At 70.4% G+C, this 17,676-nt stretch carries 12 protein-coding genes; 4 read left to right on the top strand and 8 right to left on the bottom strand.

All coding sequences use genetic code 11. From position 1 onward, the window contains the following. Window positions 1-178 precede the first annotated feature (178 nt). Entirely contained in the window at window positions 179-520 is a 342-nt protein-coding gene (locus ASF52_RS03945) for a hypothetical protein (RefSeq protein ID WP_056167974.1), read from the top strand. Window positions 521-647: 127 nt separating this feature from the next. Here ASF52_RS03945 and mfd read toward each other — a convergent pair whose 3' ends face one another. Further along, window positions 648-4,247 (bottom strand): transcription-repair coupling factor, encoded by a 3,600-nt coding sequence (gene mfd, locus ASF52_RS03940; protein WP_056167971.1) that lies wholly within the window; start codon window positions 4,245-4,247, stop codon window positions 648-650. A 104-nt stretch (window positions 4,248-4,351) separates the two neighbouring features. Next, on the bottom strand, window positions 4,352-4,645 hold the full coding sequence (locus tag ASF52_RS03935; protein ID WP_056097355.1) for an FAD assembly factor SdhE: 294 nt from the start codon (window positions 4,643-4,645) through the stop codon (window positions 4,352-4,354). Between the two features lie 227 nt (window positions 4,646-4,872). On the opposite strand from ASF52_RS03935, the gene recG reads away from it, so the two are divergent. After that, window positions 4,873-7,017 (top strand): ATP-dependent DNA helicase RecG, encoded by a 2,145-nt coding sequence (gene recG / locus ASF52_RS03930; RefSeq protein WP_056167968.1) that lies wholly within the window; start codon window positions 4,873-4,875, stop codon window positions 7,015-7,017. A 109-nt stretch (window positions 7,018-7,126) separates the two neighbouring features. Here recG and ASF52_RS03925 read toward each other — a convergent pair whose 3' ends face one another. The 6 genes from ASF52_RS03925 to ASF52_RS03900 form a co-directional block, all read right to left on the bottom strand. Next, complete coding sequence (locus ASF52_RS03925; protein ID WP_056167963.1) at window positions 7,127-7,885, bottom strand: DUF502 domain-containing protein; 759 nt, start codon at window positions 7,883-7,885, stop codon at window positions 7,127-7,129. A 123-nt stretch (window positions 7,886-8,008) separates the two neighbouring features. Then, window positions 8,009-9,274, bottom strand: coding sequence for an extracellular catalytic domain type 1 short-chain-length polyhydroxyalkanoate depolymerase (locus tag ASF52_RS03920; RefSeq protein WP_056167960.1), 1,266 nt, complete (start codon window positions 9,272-9,274; stop codon window positions 8,009-8,011). 28 nt (window positions 9,275-9,302) lie between these two features. Then, window positions 9,303-9,722, bottom strand: coding sequence for a hypothetical protein (locus ASF52_RS03915; protein WP_056167957.1), 420 nt, complete (start codon window positions 9,720-9,722; stop codon window positions 9,303-9,305). Window positions 9,723-9,865: 143 nt separating this feature from the next. After that, window positions 9,866-11,707, bottom strand: a complete 1,842-nt coding sequence (gene glmS, locus ASF52_RS03910) for a glutamine--fructose-6-phosphate transaminase (isomerizing) (protein WP_056167954.1) — start codon at window positions 11,705-11,707, stop codon at window positions 9,866-9,868. Between the two features lie 149 nt (window positions 11,708-11,856). Further along, window positions 11,857-13,233, bottom strand: a complete 1,377-nt coding sequence (gene glmU, locus ASF52_RS03905; RefSeq protein ID WP_056167943.1) for a bifunctional UDP-N-acetylglucosamine diphosphorylase/glucosamine-1-phosphate N-acetyltransferase GlmU — start codon at window positions 13,231-13,233, stop codon at window positions 11,857-11,859. 144 nt (window positions 13,234-13,377) lie between these two features. Further along, entirely contained in the window at window positions 13,378-13,623 is a 246-nt protein-coding gene (locus tag ASF52_RS03900; RefSeq protein WP_056167940.1) for a hypothetical protein, read from the bottom strand. A gap of 303 nt (window positions 13,624-13,926) precedes the next feature. Between ASF52_RS03900 and ASF52_RS03895 the strand changes: the two genes are divergently transcribed. Beyond that, window positions 13,927-15,474, top strand: coding sequence for a glucan biosynthesis protein (locus tag ASF52_RS03895; RefSeq protein ID WP_244472900.1), 1,548 nt, complete (start codon window positions 13,927-13,929; stop codon window positions 15,472-15,474). A 68-nt stretch (window positions 15,475-15,542) separates the two neighbouring features. Then, complete coding sequence (mdoH, locus tag ASF52_RS03890) at window positions 15,543-17,639, top strand: glucans biosynthesis glucosyltransferase MdoH (protein WP_156629962.1); 2,097 nt, start codon at window positions 15,543-15,545, stop codon at window positions 17,637-17,639. Window positions 17,640-17,676 lie beyond the last annotated feature (37 nt).

Raw genomic sequence — 17,676 nt, 5'->3', positions numbered from 1 at the left:
AATAGTTTGCCACGAGATCCGCAAGCCCCGCATGAAGGGCGGTTCTGGTTCGTTGCCGTCGGGCTCCCGTCCCATGATGTGAAAACCATGTTTTCATGTCGGCGAACCAATCGTCGCTGTGTGTGTTGTCACACGGGTCCCTTCCCAAGGGACGATGGATGGACTACCGCTGACGCTCATGGGTGCGCTGCAACAGGTTCTCGTTGTCGATGATGGCCGTCGGGCCATCGACCGATCGCTGGCTGCGGAGCTCGCGGAGCTCGGCTATGCCAGCGTCACCGCCTCCCTGGAGGCGGCACAGGACGTGCTCGCGGTTATCGCGCGCCCGGCTGCCATCCTGCTGCAGGTCTCTTCGCGCGATCCGGCCTATGCGTTGCTGTCCGAGCGCTTGCGCGAGCAGATGCGCCATGCCGGCATCCCGGTCATCGTCGTGGATGAGCTCATGGCCGGCCAAGCCGGAACCCGCATCGATCTGCAGAGCGAGATCGGCCCCTACGTGCTCAACGAGCCCGATCTCTAGAGGCCACCACAAAGCGGTCCGGGCGATTCGGTTCTGAGAAAGAACGTGAGCTTTCGCCCGTAAGCCATCTATAGAATTCACGAAATCAGGTTCGACGGGCGCGCTGCAAAGCGCGTCCGTTTCTCGTTCAGGCCGCCTTCGCCTTCTTGACGCGTGCGATCTTCGACAATTCACGCAGGATCGTGGTGGTGATCTTGAGGCGCTCGGGGATCGAGTCGAGGTCGCGGATGAACACGATGCTCATGTCCGGACGCACCTTGGCGAAGGACGCTTGGCCGGCGACGTAGGCGACGAGGCCCTGCGGGTTGGCGAACGACCGGTCGCGGAAATGCACCACGGCGCCCTTTGGGCCGGCCTCGACCTTCTCGACGTTGCAGTCGCGACACAGGATCTTGATGGTGACGATCTTGAGGAGCTGCTCCACCTCTGGCGGCAGCGGCCCGAACCGATCGATGAGTTCGGCGCCGAAGCTTTCCATCTCGGCATCGTTCTCGAGGGTCGAGAGCCGGCGGTAAAGGCCGAGCCGCACGGTGAGATCCTCGACGTAGTCCTCCGGGATGGTGACCGGGGCGCCCAGCGCGATGGTGGGTGACCAGGCCTCCTCCACCGGCTCCTCGATGCCGGCCTTGAGCGCGGTGACGGCATCCTCCAGCATCTGCTGGTAAAGCTCGTAGCCGACCTCCTTGATGTGTCCCGACTGGGCGTCACCCAGCAGATTGCCGGCGCCGCGGATGTCGAGGTCGTGGGAGGCGAGCTGGAAGCCGGCGCCCAAGGTGTCGAGGGTCTGGAGCACCTTCAGGCGCTTGTCGGCCTGCACCGTCAGGGTGCGGTTGGCCGGCGTCGTGAACAGCGCGTAGGCCCGGGCCTTGGCGCGCCCGACGCGGCCGCGCAGCTGGTACAGCTGGGCGAGGCCGAACATGTCGGCCCGGTGCACGATCAGCGTGTTGGCCGTCGGAATGTCGAGGCCGGATTCGACGATGGTCGTCGAGAGCAGAACATCGTACTTGCCCTCGTAGAACGCCGTCATCACGTCCTCGAGCTGGCCCGCCGCCATCTGGCCATGGGCGACTGCCACGGTCGTCTCGGGCATCTCGGTGTCGAGGAATTTCTTGACCTCGGCCAGATCCTCGATGCGTGGCACCACGTAGAACGACTGGCCGCCGCGATAGCGCTCGCGCAGCAGCGCCTCCCGGATCAGCAGCGGATCGAACGGCGTCACGGAGGTGCGCACGGCGAGGCGGTCCACCGGCGGCGTCGCGATGATGGAGAGTTCGCGGACCCCCGTCATGGCGAGCTGCAGGGTGCGGGGGATCGGCGTCGCCGAGAGGGTGAGCACGTGCACGTCGGCCTGGAGCGCCTTGAGGCGCTCCTTGTGGGCCACGCCGAAATGCTGCTCCTCGTCGACGATGATGAGTCCGAGATCCTTGAACGCCACGTTCTTGGCCAGCAGCGCGTGGGTGCCGATGACGATGTCGACGGTGCCGGCGGTGAGACCGTCGCGCACCCGCTTCATCTCGGTGTTGGAGACGAAGCGCGACATCTGGGCGACCTCGACGGGCAGGCCTTTGAAGCGCTCGGCGAAGGTCCGGTAGTGCTGGCGCGCTAGGAGCGTGGTGGGCACCACCACCGCCACCTGCTTGCCGCCCATGGCGCCGGCGAAGGCCGCACGCAGGGCCACCTCGGTCTTGCCGAAGCCGACGTCGCCGCACACCAGCCGGTCCATGGGCCGGCCGGCGTTGAGGTCGGTGAGCACCGCGTCGATGGCGTTGGCCTGGTCCTCGGTCTCGTTGAAGGCGAAGCGCGCCGCGAACTCGTCGGTGAGGCCTTCCGGCGCGTGCAGGCGTGGGGCCTGGCGCACGAAGCGCTCGGCCGCGACCCGGATGAGCTGGCCCGCCATCTCGAGGATGCGCTTCTTCATCTTGGCCTTGCGGGCCTGCCAGGCGCCGCCGCCGAGACGATCGAGGGCGACCTCCGCATCCTCCGAGCCGTAGCGGGTCAGAAGCTCGATGTTCTCCACGGGCAGGAGCAGCAAGCCGCCCGCATACTGGATCTCGAGGCAATCGTGCGGTGCCCCCGCGGCCGTCACCGTCTTCAGGCCGACGAACCGGCCGATGCCGTGGTCGGCATGGACCACGAGGTCGCCGGCCTGGAGCGCCTGGACTTCGAGGATGATGTCCTGCGGGCGCTTGGCCTTGCGCTTCTGGCGCACCAGCCGGTCGCCGAGGATGTCGCCTTCCGAGATCACCGCGAGCTTGTCGACGGTAAAGCCGCTCTCCAGGCCCCACACCGCCACCGCCACGTCGGTGCCGCGCTTGAGTGCGTTCACCGCCGTCAGGGTGTTGATGGCGATGGGCTTCTTGAGCCCATGGTCGGAGAGCACGCTGCACAGGCGGTCGCGCGAGCCATCGGACCAGGATCCAAGGATCACGTGATGACCGGATCCCTGCAGGTCCTTGACGTGCGCCACCGCTGCATCGAACACGCTGGCCGATTCGTCGGCGCGCTCGGCCGCGAAGGTGCGGCCTTGCCGACCCTCGCAATCGATGGTCAGGCGCTCCGGGGTTTCCGGCATCGTGAAGGGCGAGAGCCGGGCGATCGCTGCCGCCGCCACCCGGTCGCGCCACTCGTTGGGCGTCAGGTACAGGGCCGAGGGCTTGAGGGGCTTGTAGGGCGCGACCCCCGGGGACGGGGCCTTCACCGCCTCGGCGCGGGCATCGTAATAGTCGCGGATCAGGGTGAGGCGCTCGGTGGCGGCCTCGTCGACCTGCGCGTCGAACACCAGGGGCACGCCGGCGACGTAGTCGAACAGGGTGTCGAGATGGTCGTAGAACAGCGGCATCCAGTGCTCGAGGCCGGCGTAGCGCCGGCCCTCGCTGATGGTCTCGTAGAGACGGTCGTCACGGGTCGCGGCACCGAAGCTTCCGATGTAGCCCTGGCGGAAGCGCCGGATCGTCTCCGTGGTGAGCTGGACCTCGCTCATGGGGACGAGGTCGAGGGAGCGCAGCTGCCCGATGGTGCGCTGGGTCTCGGGGTCGAAGGCGCGGATCGATTCGAGGGTGTCGCCGAAGAAGTCGAGGCGGATCGGGTTGGGCAGGCCGGGCGGCGACAGGTCGAGGATGCCGCCGCGCACGGCGTACTCGCCGGTGTCCCGCACCGTCCCCGTGCGCAAGAAGCCGTTGGCCTCGACCCAGGCGGTGACCTGATCCATGGGCACCACGTTGCCGATGGCGGCCGAGAAGGTCTCGACGGCGATCTTCTCTCTGGGCGGCACCTTCTGAATCAAAGCATTGACCGTGGTGCACAGGATGCGCGGCTGCTCCTCCGATGAGCGCGAGCGGGAGAGCCGCGACAGGGCGGTCATGCGCTGAGCCGCGATGGCGGCGTTGGGCGAGACGCGGTCGTAGGGCTGGCAGTCCCAGGCCGGGACGCTCATGGCCTCGATCTCGGGGGCGACGAACTTCAGGGCGTTGACGAAGGCCGCCGCGCGGCCGGAATCGCGCGCGACGTGGACGAGGACCGCCGGCCCCTCGACGTCGCGGCTCAGCGCCCGGGCGAGATCCGCCACCACGACGGCGTCGAACCCTTCCGGCACGTTGGCGAGCGTCGGGCTGTCGCCACGCTTGAGCGCCTCCAGCGCGCGGGCCAGGGGCCCGGATTTCGGCAGGGCGAAGCGCGCCACGGGGGGCTTCGGGGCGGGCGCGGGGGCTTTGGGTTGGGGTTTTGCCATCGGGTCGGGTGTCTGAACTCGTTCGGTGGGCGAGGCGCAACGCGGCATCCCTCCCCGTAGGGGGGATCGAGGGCGTCGGACGGTCCCGTGCGGTCGCGCGGTGTCTAGTGAATCGGCGCGTCGTGCTTATGGAACGCCTTGAGGCGGCGGTACACGGGGGTATCGTAGTTCTGCGGCGTCTCGTCCTCGCCCGTGAGCCAGCGGAACAGGTCGCGGTCCGGCACCTCAATGAGCGCCTCGAACAGGGTCAGTTCCTCCTCCGTCAGGGTGCCGATCTCGGCATCGGCGAAACGGCCCATGATGAGGTCCATCTCGCGGATGCCGCGATGCCAGGCGCGGAAGAGGGTGCGGCGGCGGCGTGGATCGAGGTCCGCGCTGGTGCGGGTGGTTCCGGACATGGGCTCGCCTGTGATGCTGTGATCCGGGGATGACGGGAACTCGGTATCAAGGGATCCCGGGAACGGAGGATCTTCGGACCCGGGCCGATGCGGCATCCGCGCCGGGACCAAGCCTTTCAGGACGTATATAGAGGCACCGCGTCGCGTCACCATCCCGCCCGGCGCATGCGCCAACCTCTTAAGGCCGCCGCCTTAGCGTCCGCGAAAACCGCCCTCGCCCGAGCCGCATGACCGACGACCCCCGCCCTGCCCCGCTCCGCCCGACCATCCTCGACCCGCTCTTCGCACCGGCGCGCGGCTTGCCGGGCATCGGACCGAAGATGGCGCCGATGATCGAGCGGCTGCTGGGCACCCCCGAGCAGCCGGCCCGCATCGTCGATCTCCTGTTCCACCTGCCCCAGGGCGGCGTGGTGCGAAAGCTCCTCGGCTCCATCGCGGAGGCGCCGCCCGGCGAGCCGGTGACCCTCGGCGTCACCGTGACCGAGTACCGCCCGCCCCAAGCCGGCGCCGGCAAGCGCCCGTTCCGGGTTCTGGTGGAAGATGCGACGGGCGACATCACCCTGGTGTTCTTCGGCATGCCGGCCCCCCGGGTGGAGAAGATGCTGCCGCTGGGCGCCCACCGCTACATCACCGGCCGCATCGACCTCTACGACGGCCACCGCCAGATGGTGCACCCGGCCCGCATCATCGACGAGGCGGGGCTCGCCGCCCTCCCCGCCGTCGAGCCGGTCTACGGCGCCACGGAGGGGCTAACCTCGCGGGCGATCTCGAAGCTGGCGCACGCGGCGCTGGAGCGCCTGCCGGTGCTGCCCGAATGGCAGGACCCGGCCTGGCTGGCCCGCGAGAATTTGCCGACCTTCGCCGACGCATTGCGCGCCGAGCATCGCCCCGAGAACGCCCCGCCGCCCGTTCCGGACGGCGCGACGAGCGCACCCCGGACGCCTGCCCGGAGGCGTCTTGCCTACGACGAACTCCTGGCCTCGCAACTGGCGCTCGCGCTGCTCCGCGCCCGCAACCGCCGGGCACCGGGCCGGGCCAACGCGGGCGACGGGCACTTGAAGGACCGAATCGAGGCCGCCCTGCCCTTCGGGCTCACGGGTGCCCAGAAGCGCGCCGTCGCGGAGATCCGCGCCGATCTCGCCTCCGATCGGCGCATGCTGCGCCTGCTCCAGGGCGATGTCGGCTCGGGCAAGACCGCCGTGGCGCTGCTGGCCATGGCCTCCGCCATCGAGGTCGGGCGGCAGGCGGCGCTCATGGCCCCCACGGAAATCCTCGCCCGCCAGCATTTCGAGCGGCTCGGGCCCATGGCCGGGAGCCTGCGCCTGCGCCTCCTCACCGGGCGCGACCGGGCCGCCGAGCGCCGCGCGACGCTCGCAGACCTTGCGGCCGGCACCATCGACATCGTGGTCGGCACCCATGCCCTGTTCCAGGACAGCGTGGTCTTTCGCGATCTCGGCGTGGCCGTGGTGGACGAGCAGCACCGCTTCGGCGTCCACCAGCGCCTGGCGCTCGGGGCCAAGGGCCAGGCCGTGGACATCCTGGTGATGACCGCCACACCCATTCCCCGCACCCTGGCGCTGACCTGCTTTGGCGACATGGACGTCTCGGTGCTCGACGAGAAACCCGCTGGCCGCCAGGCCATCGTCACCCGCCTCGTCTCCACCGACCGCCTCGACGAGGTGGTGGCGGGGTTGGGCCGCGCGTTGGCGGCCGGCGACCGGGTCTACTGGATCTGTCCCCTGGTGGCCGAATCCGAATTCATCGATCTCGCGGCGGCGGAGGAGCGGTTCGCGGATCTGCGCCACAGCTTCGGCGACGCCGTCGGGTTGATCCACGGCAAGATGCCGGGGCCGGACAAGGACGCCGCCATGGAACGGTTCTCCGCCGGCGTCACGAAGATCCTCGTCTCCACCACCGTGGTCGAGGTCGGCGTCGACGTGCCGGAGGCGACCATCATGGTCATCGAGCATGCCGAGCGTTTCGGGCTGGCCCAGCTCCACCAGCTGCGCGGTCGGGTCGGGCGGGGCGCCAGGGCATCCACCTGCCTGCTGCTCTATCGCGGGCCGCTGGGGCAGGTCTCGCGGGCACGCCTGGAGATGATGCGCGAGACCGAGGACGGGTTTCGCATCGCCGAGGAGGACTTGCGCCTGCGCGGCGAGGGCGAGGTACTGGGCACGCGCCAATCCGGCCTGGCCGCCTTCCGCCTCGCGAGCCTGGAGACCGACGCCGAACTGCTGCAGGTCGCCCGCGACGACGCCCAACTCGTGGTCCAGCGCGATCCCGGCCTGAAGAGTACCCGCGGACAGGCCCTCAGGGTGCTGCTCTACCTGTTCGAGCGCGACGCCGCGATCCGTCTCCTCGGAGCCGGATGACCCCTCATACCAACTCCGGTTGATCCCTTCGCGATGCGGATCTGGGCCTCGCTCAAGCGCCGCGCCGGCTGCCTGAGACTGTCTCCGAATGGATCATCCGGAAGCAGTCTCAGGCGTCCACCGGGGCGGCGGGCTTCACCGCCGCTTCCTGCGCATGGCGCAAGGTGGCGGCCATGGCCTGGATCCGTGCGTGCGGATCGTCGGGCTGGATCACGCCCGCCGACATGACGAGTTTGGCCGCATCGTCCACGCTCATGGCGATCTCCACGATGTCGTGGCGCGGCAGATAGAAGAAGAACCCCGTGGTCGGATTGGGCGCGCAGGGCAGGAACACGCCGACATGGTCGCCGCCGGGCGCCAGGGCGTTCTGCACGTCGGGCGCGGCCGGCGCCGACAGGAACACCACCGACCAAGTGCCCTTCACCGGAAATTCCACGAGGCCGACAGTGCGGAACGAGGTGCCGTTGGCCGAAAACAGCGTCTCGAAGATCTGGCGCAGGCCCTTGTACAGCCCCGAGATCACCGGGGTCCGGGCGAGCAGCACCTCGCCGAACTCGACGACGCTGCGGCCGACGAGGTTGGCCGTGAGGAAGCCCAGCAGGGTCACCGCCAGGAAGGCGATGACGAGGCCGAGGCCTGGGATCGAGAACGGCAGGTAATGGTCGGGCAGGTAGCTCGCCGGCACCAGGGGCTTCACCCAGCCGTCGATGAGGCTGATGAACCACCACGTGATGTAGATGGTGATCGCCAGGGGGCCCGAGACGATGATGCCGGTGAGGAAGTAGGTCCGCAGGCGCCCGCGTGCGCTCACCCGGGGGCGGGCGCCTGCGGGCTCTGGTTCGGGGACCGGTGGGATGAGTGTCGCCACGGATGCACTTTCGGCGCGGGGAACGGCGCCCGAGGATCGTCGGCCGGCCCCGGCCCGCTTGCGTAGAGGTAGCCGCAGACGGGGTTGGGCTCAAGGTCGCGCCTGCGCGCCCGGCCCGCCGGTTCAGTGTCGGGTCGGGCGTTCCGCGAGCGTGTGCGCCAGGAAGAAGCGCACCATCTCGGCGCTGGCATCGGGGCCGCGCGGATCGGTGTAGGACCCGTCCGGGCTGCCGCCGGACCATGCGTGGCCGGTGCCGTGCAGGAGCCAATGCTCCAGCACGGCGCGACCGGCCTCGTCGGTCCGGACCGTGCGGGTGTAGCGGGTGCCCCCCGGCGCGGTGCCGTTGGTGACCGTGGTACCAAGAGCCTCGGCGGGCGTCGCCTGGGCGATGACCCGTTCGCCGTTGACGGGATGGACCGTGCGGTCGCCGTCGCCGTGGAACACGATGGTCGGCACGGCCGGGCCGTTCCCGCGCGCCTGGACCGCCCCGCCGCCGTTCATGGCCGCGAAGGCGGACGGCATGTCGCGGGCCGCCCCGCAGGCGAGGCCCGAATGGACGCCGACCGCCGCGAACAGGTCGGGATAGGTCGCGGCCATGATGGCCGCCGCCGCCCCGCCCGCCGAGAGGCCGGCAACGTAGACGCGGGTTGCGTCGCCGCCGAACTCGGCCACCACCGCCCGGGCGATACCGGCGATGAGGGCCGGTTCGCCGCCCTCGCGCTGCTGGTCGCCGGCGTTGAACCAGTTCCAGCATTTCTGCGCGTTGGCCGAGGGGGGCTGCGCCGGATAGGCCACGAGGAAGCCCTGCGTCTCGGCCAGCGCGTTCATGCGGGTACCGGCGGCGAAGTCGTCGGGCGACTGGGTGCAGCCGTGCAGCATCACGATCACGGGGAGCGTCTCGCCCGTCCGGCCACTCGGCACGTAGACCTTGTAGTCGCGGGCGCCCCCCGCACTGGTGAAGCGGCGCGTCTCGAAGCGGGCGCCCTCTGGCACCGGAATCGGCTTCGTGGCGGGGCCCCGGCCAAGTCCCTGACCGAGTCCCTGACCGAAACCTTCGAGGTTCGGCATCGCCGCCAGACCGCCGGCCTTGGTGAAGCGCTCGGATAGGGCGCGCAGGGCCTGTGCGGGGTCGGGCCGTGCCGCCTGCGTGGGGGCGTCGGCGGTGGTGTCCCTGTCTGCCCCCGGCGCCGTCCAGGCCCCGGTGCCGTCCGTCGGGGCCACCATGTCGAGGATCGGGCGCGGGCGCTTCGTGTCCTTCGGTGCGTCCGCCTCGGGCGCAGGCTTGCCCTGGAGCAGGGCCATCGCCTCGGCGAGCCGCCCGGCCTGGGTCAGGCGGGTGACGGCGGCCATGTCGATGGCGGAGAAGTGGGTTGCGTCGAATGGGGCCATGGATCGGAATCCTTGTCGGTGAGGGAGTTCAGGCGATGCGGTCGGCGAGGGCCGCCTTGACCGCCGGGCTCGCCTGGAAGGCACCCAGCACCTGCACGGAGGCGATGGCGGCGCGGGCGAGTTCGGGGGTGACGTCGGGGGCGATGCTGGCGAGGCCGAGCACCTGGATGTGGAGCGGCGCGCCGGCGTCGCGCGCCGCCTCAAGGGCGGCGCGGCTGTAATGGGAGAGCCCGAGTTCGAGGCCCTTGCGGGCCACGGACTGGCGCACGGCCTCGCCCTGGCGTTCGAGCTGGTTGCGCACGGCGGTGCGGATGAAGTCGGCCCGGTTGGCGAAGAAGCCGTCGCGGACCATCAGGTCGATGTGCCCGAGATCGACGAAGCCGAGATTGACCGTGACCTTCTCGCTGTCGGGCAGCTTCGGCCGCAGGGCGTGAACGTTGTTTTCCATCTCCAGAACCCCCTCAGACCATCCGGTTGGATGGTCTGAAGATGGCCACGGGATGGAAAAGCGCAAGGGTCGGCGATCGGTCGCCGTGGGCGGGACTGCGTTTCAGGGCTGGCTGATGATGGAGCGGGACGATTCCCGCGCGGTTATTCCACCGTCACGGATTTCGCGAGGTTGCGCGGCTGGTCCACGTCTTTCCCCATGAACACCGCCGTGTGGTAGGCGATGAGCTGGATCGGCACGGCGTAGACGATGGGCGCCACCACCGGATCGCAGTCGGGCATGGTCACCGTCGCCATGGTCTCGAGGCCGGCCGCCGCGGCGCCCTTGGCGTCGCCGATGAGGATGATGCGGCCGCCGCGCGCCGCCACCTCCTGCATGTTCGACACGGTCTTCTCGAAGATCGCGTCGTGGGGGGCGATGACGATGACCGGCACGCTCTCGTCGATGAGGGCGATGGGGCCGTGCTTGAGTTCGCCCGCCGCATACCCTTCGGCGTGGATGTAGCTGATTTCCTTCAGCTTCAGGGCGCCCTCCAGCGCCATCGGGTAGCTGGTGCCGCGCCCCAGATAGAGCACGTCACGGGCCTTCGAGACCTCGCGGGCCAAAACCTCGATCTCGCCCTCGCGCTTGGCCGCCTCGGCCATGAGGCCCGGCACGGTGATGAGGGCGTCGACCAAGCCGCGCTCGCGCTCCGCGCTCAGGGTGCCGCGCGCCCGGCCCGCCGCGATGGCGAGGCACAGGAGCACGGTGAGCTGGCACGAGAACGCCTTGGTGGAGGCGACGCCGATCTCCGGGCCGGCCAGGGTCGGCACCACGGCGGAGGCCTCGCGGGCGATGGTCGAGGTCGGCACGTTGACCACCGCCAGGGTGTGCTGGCCTTGGCTCTTGGCGTAGCGCAGGGAGGCCAGTGTGTCGGCGGTCTCGCCCGATTGCGAGATCACCAGGGTGAGGCCGTCGCGGTCGAGGGGCGGCTCGCGGTAGCGCGCCTCGGAGGCGACGTCGATCTCCACGGGCAGGCGCGCCAGGGTCTCGAACCAGTATTTGGCCACGAGCCCGGCGTAGTAGGCCGTGCCGCAGGCGGTGATGGACAGCCGCGAGAGCGTGGCGAAATCGAACGGCAGGTCCCCCGGCAGGGCGACGCGGCCATTGGCCAGATCGACGTAGTGGGCGAGGGTCCGGCCCACGACCTCCGGCTGCTCGTGGATCTCCTTCGCCATGAAGTGGCGGTGGTTGCCCTTCTCGACCCGGTAGGCCTGGGCGACGATGCGCTGGCGCGGGCGTTCGACCATGGCCCCGCCGATGTCGCGGATCTCGGCGCCCGCGCGGGACAGGACCGCCCAGTCGCCCTCCTCCAGGTAGGTGATCTCCTCGGTGAACGGCGCCAGCGCCAGGGCGTCGGAGCCGAGATAGGTCTCGCCGATCCCTGCTTCCCTTTGGCCGAACCCGATGGCGAGCGGCGCGCCGTGGCGGGCGCCGATGAGCAGGTCGTCGTGGCCGGCGAACAGGATGCCGAGGGCGAAAGCGCCGTGCAGGCGCGGCAGGCAGGCGGCCACGGCCTCGATGGGGCTTAAGCCCCCCTCCATGGCGTGGCTGATAAGCTGGGCCACGACCTCGGTGTCGGTCTCGCTCTCGAAGCGGACCCCGAGGCCCTGCAGCTCGGCCTTGAGTTCGCGGAAATTCTCGATGATGCCGTTGTGGACCACGGCGAGGCGTGCCGTGGCGTGTGGGTGTGCGTTGGTCTCGTTGGGGCGCCCATGGGTCGCCCAGCGGGTGTGGCCGATGCCGATGGCGCCGGCGAGGGGCTCGTCGCGCAGGCGCGCCTCGAGGTTGGCGAGCTTGCCCTCCGCGCGCCTGCGTTCCAGGCGCCCCTGCGTCAGGGTGGCGATGCCGGCCGAATCGTAGCCGCGATACTCGAGCCGGCGCAGGGCCTCCACGAGCTGCCCGGCCACGGCGTCCCGTCCGACGATGCCAACGATTCCGCACATGGGTCGTGTCTCTCACAAACGGGCCGCCAAACCGCGGCCGAGCCGGGCTTGTATCGGATTGGAACAGGCGCGCCACCCGGTCGACGCCAAGGGTCGCCGGCAAACCCTCAACGCAAGCTTGAGGCAACCGGCCCAACCGCCCGCATGGTTTACGATTTTGCGCGCTTGGCCTTCTCGGCGGCCAGAGCCGCACGCTTGCCCGGCGCCCATCCGGCGAGGTTGCGCTGGCGCGCCCGCGAGACGGCCAGCGCGTCCTCGGGGACATCGGCCGCGATCACCGAGCCCGCCCCGACGATGGCACCGGCCCCCACGGTGACGGGGGCGACGAGGGCGGTGTTCGAGCCGATGAAGGCGCCCGCCCCGATGGTGGTGCGATGCTTGTTCACTCCGTCGTAGTTGCAGGTGATGGTGCCGGCCCCGACATTGGCGCCCGCCCCGATCTCGGCGTCGCCGAGGTAGCTCAGGTGGTTGGCCTTGGCGCCGGCGCCGAGGCGCGCGTTCTTGATCTCGACGAAGTTGCCGACCCGTGCGCCCGCCTCCAGCACCGCGCCGGGGCGCAGGCGGGCATAGGGACCGATCTGGACGCCCGGCGCCAGGGTGGCGCCTTCGAGATGCGAGAAGGCGTGGACGACAGAGCCGTCACCGACGGTGACGCCAGGGCCGAACACCACATGAGGCTCTACAAGAACGTCCTGGCCCAAAACCGTGTCGACACTGAAGAAAACCGTCTCGGGGGCGATCAGGGTCGCCCCGCCGAGCTGCGCTGCGCGCCGCAGGCGACTCTGGATCTCGGCTTCGGCGACGGCGAGTTGGATCCGGTCGTTGACGCCCTGCGCCTCGGCTTCGTCCACGGCCACCACGGCTACGGTGAGCCCGTCCGCGACGGCGAGGGCGACGGCGTCGGGCAGGTAGTACTCGCCGGCCGCGTTGGCGTTGCCGATGCGCGCGAGGAGGCCGAGGGCGTGCCGGCCCGAGAGCGCCATCAGCCCGGCATTGCACAGGGTCACGGCCCGCTCTGGGGGTGTGGCGTCCTTCTCCTCCCGGATGGCCACCACCCGTCCGCCGTCCGTCAGCACGCGGCCGTAGCCCGTGGGGTTCGGACTGTCGAAGGCCAGCACCGCCACGGCGGCGCCGTCGACCAGGGGGGCGCGCAGGCGCGCGAGGGTGGCGCCGGTGACGAGGGGGGTGTCGCCGAAGGCGACGATCACGTCGTCGTCGCCGGCCGTCAGGGCGTCGCGGGCGGCCAGCACCGCGTGGGCGGTGCCGAGGCGCTCGGCCTGGGGAAACACGGCGGCGCCCGGGGCCATCCGCTCGATCTCCCGGGCAACGGCCGCCTGCCCCGGCTCCACCACCACGGCGATGCGGCCCGCGCCGGCCTCGCGGGCGGCGGTGAGCACGTGGCCGAGCATGGTCCGCCCGGCCACGGCGTGGAGGACCTTGGGCCGATCCGAGCGCATCCGCGTGCCCTTGCCGGCGGCCAGCACGATGGCGGTGAGGCTGCGCCCGGTCGTCGTCGCTGCATCCATCGGTCGGTCCCAGTCCTTACGCGCGCTGCCGGTGCGCTACTGCGCCACCGCCGGGTCTGGCAAGGCCCCGGCTGACTCCCGCCGGGTTCGAAAACACCTTCCCTGGAACAAGCGCCTTCACTGGAACAAGCACCGCCCTCGGAATCAGCGACCGGAGAGGATCAGCGTGATCAGCACGGCGGCGACGCAGACGAACATGACGCAGCCCAGCGCCAGGCTCGCCAGTGTCGTCGTGGAGATGTAGGTGCCGGCGACGTGGCCCAGCACCCGGGCGATGCCGCCACCCCCGCCCCGCGGGGAATGCTCCTGACCGGGATGGCCGCAGGCGGGGCAAGCCAAGGCCTGCGTGGACACACGGTGCGTGCAGGCGGGGCATGGAATCAGTGCCATGAAGAGCCTCCGTTGCGGCGTCGACGATGACCATCGACGGTCTGGATGTGCCATAAGCGCGCCGGCTCGGCCAGACGGCCAGGCTTGTGTGGGGCGAACCGGCTCCGACGCGTCGAACAGGACCGGGGACTTGGGCGTTGTGTGACACTTAATCTCCAGTTCAGGCCGACGCATGGTAGACCCTGCGCCTGAGCCGCGCTCTCCATCAATCCGGCGCCCGAGCGCGCCCAAACGACAGGTCCCATGACGCTGCCGCTCCCAGGTTCCCACGCTGCCGTTGCTCACCCGTCCGACGCTCCCGCGATGGCAGGTTCCCAGGACCATACCCGCCGCGATCTTCTCCGTGGGGCCGGCGTGGTGGCGTTGTCCGGAGGGCTCGCCGCCCTGCCCGCGCGTGCCTTCGCCGACGAGGCTCCGTCCCTTCCGGCGGCCGGCACGCCATTCCAGGCCGGATTGGTCACCGACCTCGCCCGGGCCCTGGCCGCGCGCGCCTACGTCGCCCCGCGCACGGACGATTTGCCCGAGACCCTGACGGGCCTCAACCGCGAGCAATATGCCGGGATTCGGACCGTGCCGGGGAGCGCGGTCTGGGCCGACGCCGACCTCGGCTTCACCATCGAACCGCTCCATCGCGGCTCGGTGTTCAGGGGACGGGTCGCCCTGGCGCTCATCGAGGACGGGGTCGTGCGCCCCGTGGCCTACGACCGCGCCCGCTTCGAGACGGACACCACCCAGATCCCGACGTTCAAGGACGACCCGGGGTATTCCGGTTTCAAGCTCCGGGCCCGGTTCGCGGGCGGCGAGCTCACGGATTTCGCTTACCTCCAGGGCGCTTCGTTCTTCCGCCTCGTCGCGGCCGGCCAGGGCTTCGGCGTCACCGCGCGCGCCCTCACCCTGCGACCGGCCGATGCACGGGGTGAGGAATTTCCCGAGTGGCGTGCCGTCTGGATCGAACGGCCCGGTCCCGGCGGCCCCCTCGTCCTGCATGCCCTGGTCGATTCGCCGTCCGCCACGGCGGCCCTGCGCATGAGCCTGCGCCCGGGAGCGGCTTCGCTCTGCGACGTCGAGGGGACGGTGTTCGCGCGGACCGCCATCGATCACCTCGGACTCGGGGGCATGACCACGAGCTACCTGTTCGGTCCCCACGACCGTCGCGGCGCCGACGATGCGCGCGCCGCCGTCCATTCCTCGGGCGGCTTGCAGATCCGCACGGGCTCCGGCGAGGCGATCTGGCGCCCGGCGCGCAACCCCGAGACCCTGCAGGTCTCGTCCTTCGTCGACGACAGCCCGAAGGGCTTCGGGCTGATGCAGCGGGCGCGGGATTACCGCAGCTTCCAGGACGACATCCAGCATTGGGAATGGCGCCCGTCCCTGTGGCTCGAGCCCCTCTCCGCCTGGGGACCGGGGTCCGTGACCTTGCTCGAAATCCCGAGCGATTCCGAATTCAACGAGAACATCCTAGCCTATTGGCGGCCGAAAGCCGGCCTCGCGGCGGGGGCCGAGCGGGCGTTCAGCTACCGCCAGCACTGGTGCTGGCAGCCACCCGAGCCGGTGCCTGTGGCCGTGGTTTCCGGCACCCGCGCCGGGCGCGGGACGAACGACAACCGGCGCCTCTTCCTCGTCGACTTCACCGGGGAGGGTCTGGCCGAAGCCGGCGACCTGCGGACCCAGCTCTCGGTCGGCCCCGGCGCCATCACGGCGAGCACCCTCTACCGCTACCCCGACCGCAAGACCGTGCGCGTCGCCTTCGAGCTCGACCCGCGTGGCGAGAAGGCGTGCGAACTGCGCCTCGCCCTGCAACGGGGCGACACCCCCCTCACCGAAACCTGGCTCTACCGTTGGACACCGTGAACGCACCCGCGCCTCAAGTCGCCCCAGCCGGTGATGTCGCCCCGGCACCCGCCCCGTTCCGTCCGGCGATGCCACCCGAGGCGCCCCTGGCCATGCCGGTGCAGCGCCTCGACACCTGGGACGAGGGCGCCGGCCACGTGCCTTCGGTCCGCCATGGAAAGCCGTGGCTGGCCCGCCTCTTCGTGTTTGGCGCGGCAGCACTCCTCACCGCCTACGGCGCCATGCAGATGTACGAGGTGGTGGCGGTCTCGGGCGGCACCACGGCCCTGCAATACGTGCTGCTCGCCCTTTTCACCCTGAACTTCTCCTGGATCGCGCTCGCTTTCACCGGCGCGATCCTGGGCTTCTTGGTGCTCCTGCGCCGCCCCAAGGCCCCTGCCCTGCCGACGGCGCTCACCACCCGCACGGCGGTGGTGATGCCGGTCTACAACGAGGCCACGGCCCGGACCTTCGCCGCCATCGAGGCCATGCGCGTCGAGATCGATGCCACCGGCCTGGGCCACGCCTTCGACTATTTCGTGCTGTCGGATTCGACGTTGAGCGATGCCTGGATCGCCGAGGAGCGCGCGTTCCTCGATCTTCGCGCCCGCTGGGGCGACGCCGCCCGTCTGTACTACCGCCACCGGCCGAAGAACCACCACCGCAAGGCCGGCAACATCGGCGACTTCGTCTCGCGCTGGGGTGCCACCTACGACCACATGCTGGTGCTCGATGCCGACAGCCTGATGACGGGCACGTGCGTGGTGCATCTGGCCGCCGCCATGGAGGCCGACCCGGATTCCGGCATCATCCAGTCGCTGCCGCTCATCATCAACCGCAACACCCTGTTCGCGCGCGTCCAGCAATTTGCCGCGCGGATCTACGGGCCGGTCATCGCCACCGGCTTGTCGGTGTGGTCGGGCCGCGACGGCAATTACTGGGGCCACAACGCCATCATCCGCACGAAGGCCTTCGCCGCCGCCTGCGGCCTGCCGGACCTGCCCGGCAAGCCGCCCTTCGGCGGCCATGTGCTCAGCCACGACTTCGTGGAAGCCGCCCTGATCCGGCGCGCCGGCTGGAGCGTGACCATGCTGCCCGACCTTCCCGGCTCCTACGAGGAGAGCCCGCCCTCCCTCATCGATGTGGCCGTGCGCGACCGGCGCTGGGCGCAGGGCAACCTTCAGCACAGCCGCATCATCGGGGCCGCCGGTCTGAAAACCGCGTCGCGCCAGCACTTCGCCACGGGCATCGCGGGTTACGTCGCCTCGCCGCTCTGGCTCGCCCAGCTCGTGGTCGGTATCGCCCTCGTGCTGCAGACCGCCTACGTGCGGCCGGAATACTTCACGAGCGAGTTCGGGCTCTACCCGGTCTGGCCGCGCTTCGATCCCGTTCGCGCGCTCCGGCTGTTCGGGATCACCATGGGCATCCTGCTCGCCCCGAAGTTTCTGGGGCTCATCCTGGCGCTGATCGACGGCCCCGTGCGACGGGCCTGCGGGGGCGCCGTCCGCCTCGTTCTGTCGAGCCTGATCGAGATCCTGCTCTCGGCCCTCATCGCGCCCATCGCCATGCTGATCCAGTCGGGCTCGGTGTTCCAGATCCTCGTCGGGCGCGACACCGGCTGGAACCCGCAGCGGCGCGACGACGGCTCGATCCCGTGGAGCGACATCGTCCGTCGCCACCGCTGGCACATGGCGCTCGGCCTCGTCACCGGGATCGCCGCCTTCGCCATCGCGACCTCCCTGTTCCTCTGGATGTCGCCGACGATCCTCGGCCTCGTGCTCGCGATCCCGATCTCGTGGGCGAGCGGTCAGCTCGCTTGGGGGCTGGCCCTCAAGCGGCTCGGCCTGCTCATGACCCCGGAGGAGCGCGACCCGCCCGCCATCGCCACACAGGCGGGCCGCCTCGCCGCCCGCAATGCCGCGCAGGGCCTCGACGATGCGGACGCCCTGCGGGCCCTCCACGCCGAGCCCGCTTTCGCAGAGGCCCACGCCGCCATGCTGCCCCAGGCCGCACCCCGGCCGCGCGGCGTCATCGACACGGACCGGGCGCTGGCCCAGGCCAAGGTGGTGGAAGCCCACACCCTCGACGAGGCCGCCGCCTGGCTCTCGCCGAAGGAGCGCATGGCCCTCCTGCACGACCGCGCGCTTCTCGACCGCCTGAGCCGCCTCGAGGCCAGCGCCGCCTGAGTTTTCGATTTCCGACCGCGGCGTTCTCCGTTAGAAC

Origin of the sequence: Methylobacterium sp. Leaf112, from assembly GCF_001423295.1 — a bacterium.
GTDB lineage: Bacteria > Pseudomonadota > Alphaproteobacteria > Rhizobiales > Beijerinckiaceae > Methylobacterium.
The sequence above is the reverse complement of the archived record's forward strand: the minus strand, read 5'-3'. Positions and strand labels throughout refer to the sequence as shown.

Coding starts and splice junctions, on each gene's coding strand:
- ASF52_RS03945 (WP_056167974.1), top strand. CDS start 179: ATGGGTGCGCTGCAACAGGTTCTCGTTGTCGATGATGGCCGTCGGGCC.
- mfd (WP_056167971.1), bottom strand. CDS start 4,247: ATGGCAAAACCCCAACCCAAAGCCCCCGCGCCCGCCCCGAAGCCCCCC.
- ASF52_RS03935 (WP_056097355.1), bottom strand. CDS start 4,645: ATGTCCGGAACCACCCGCACCAGCGCGGACCTCGATCCACGCCGCCGC.
- recG (WP_056167968.1), top strand. CDS start 4,873: ATGACCGACGACCCCCGCCCTGCCCCGCTCCGCCCGACCATCCTCGAC.
- ASF52_RS03920 (WP_056167960.1), bottom strand. CDS start 9,274: ATGGCCCCATTCGACGCAACCCACTTCTCCGCCATCGACATGGCCGCC.
- ASF52_RS03915 (WP_056167957.1), bottom strand. CDS start 9,722: ATGGAAAACAACGTTCACGCCCTGCGGCCGAAGCTGCCCGACAGCGAG.
- glmS (WP_056167954.1), bottom strand. CDS start 11,707: ATGTGCGGAATCGTTGGCATCGTCGGACGGGACGCCGTGGCCGGGCAG.
- glmU (WP_056167943.1), bottom strand. CDS start 13,233: ATGGATGCAGCGACGACGACCGGGCGCAGCCTCACCGCCATCGTGCTG.
- ASF52_RS03900 (WP_056167940.1), bottom strand. CDS start 13,623: ATGGCACTGATTCCATGCCCCGCCTGCACGCACCGTGTGTCCACGCAG.
- ASF52_RS03895 (WP_244472900.1), top strand. CDS start 13,927: ATGGCAGGTTCCCAGGACCATACCCGCCGCGATCTTCTCCGTGGGGCC.
- mdoH (WP_156629962.1), top strand. CDS start 15,543: ATGCCACCCGAGGCGCCCCTGGCCATGCCGGTGCAGCGCCTCGACACC.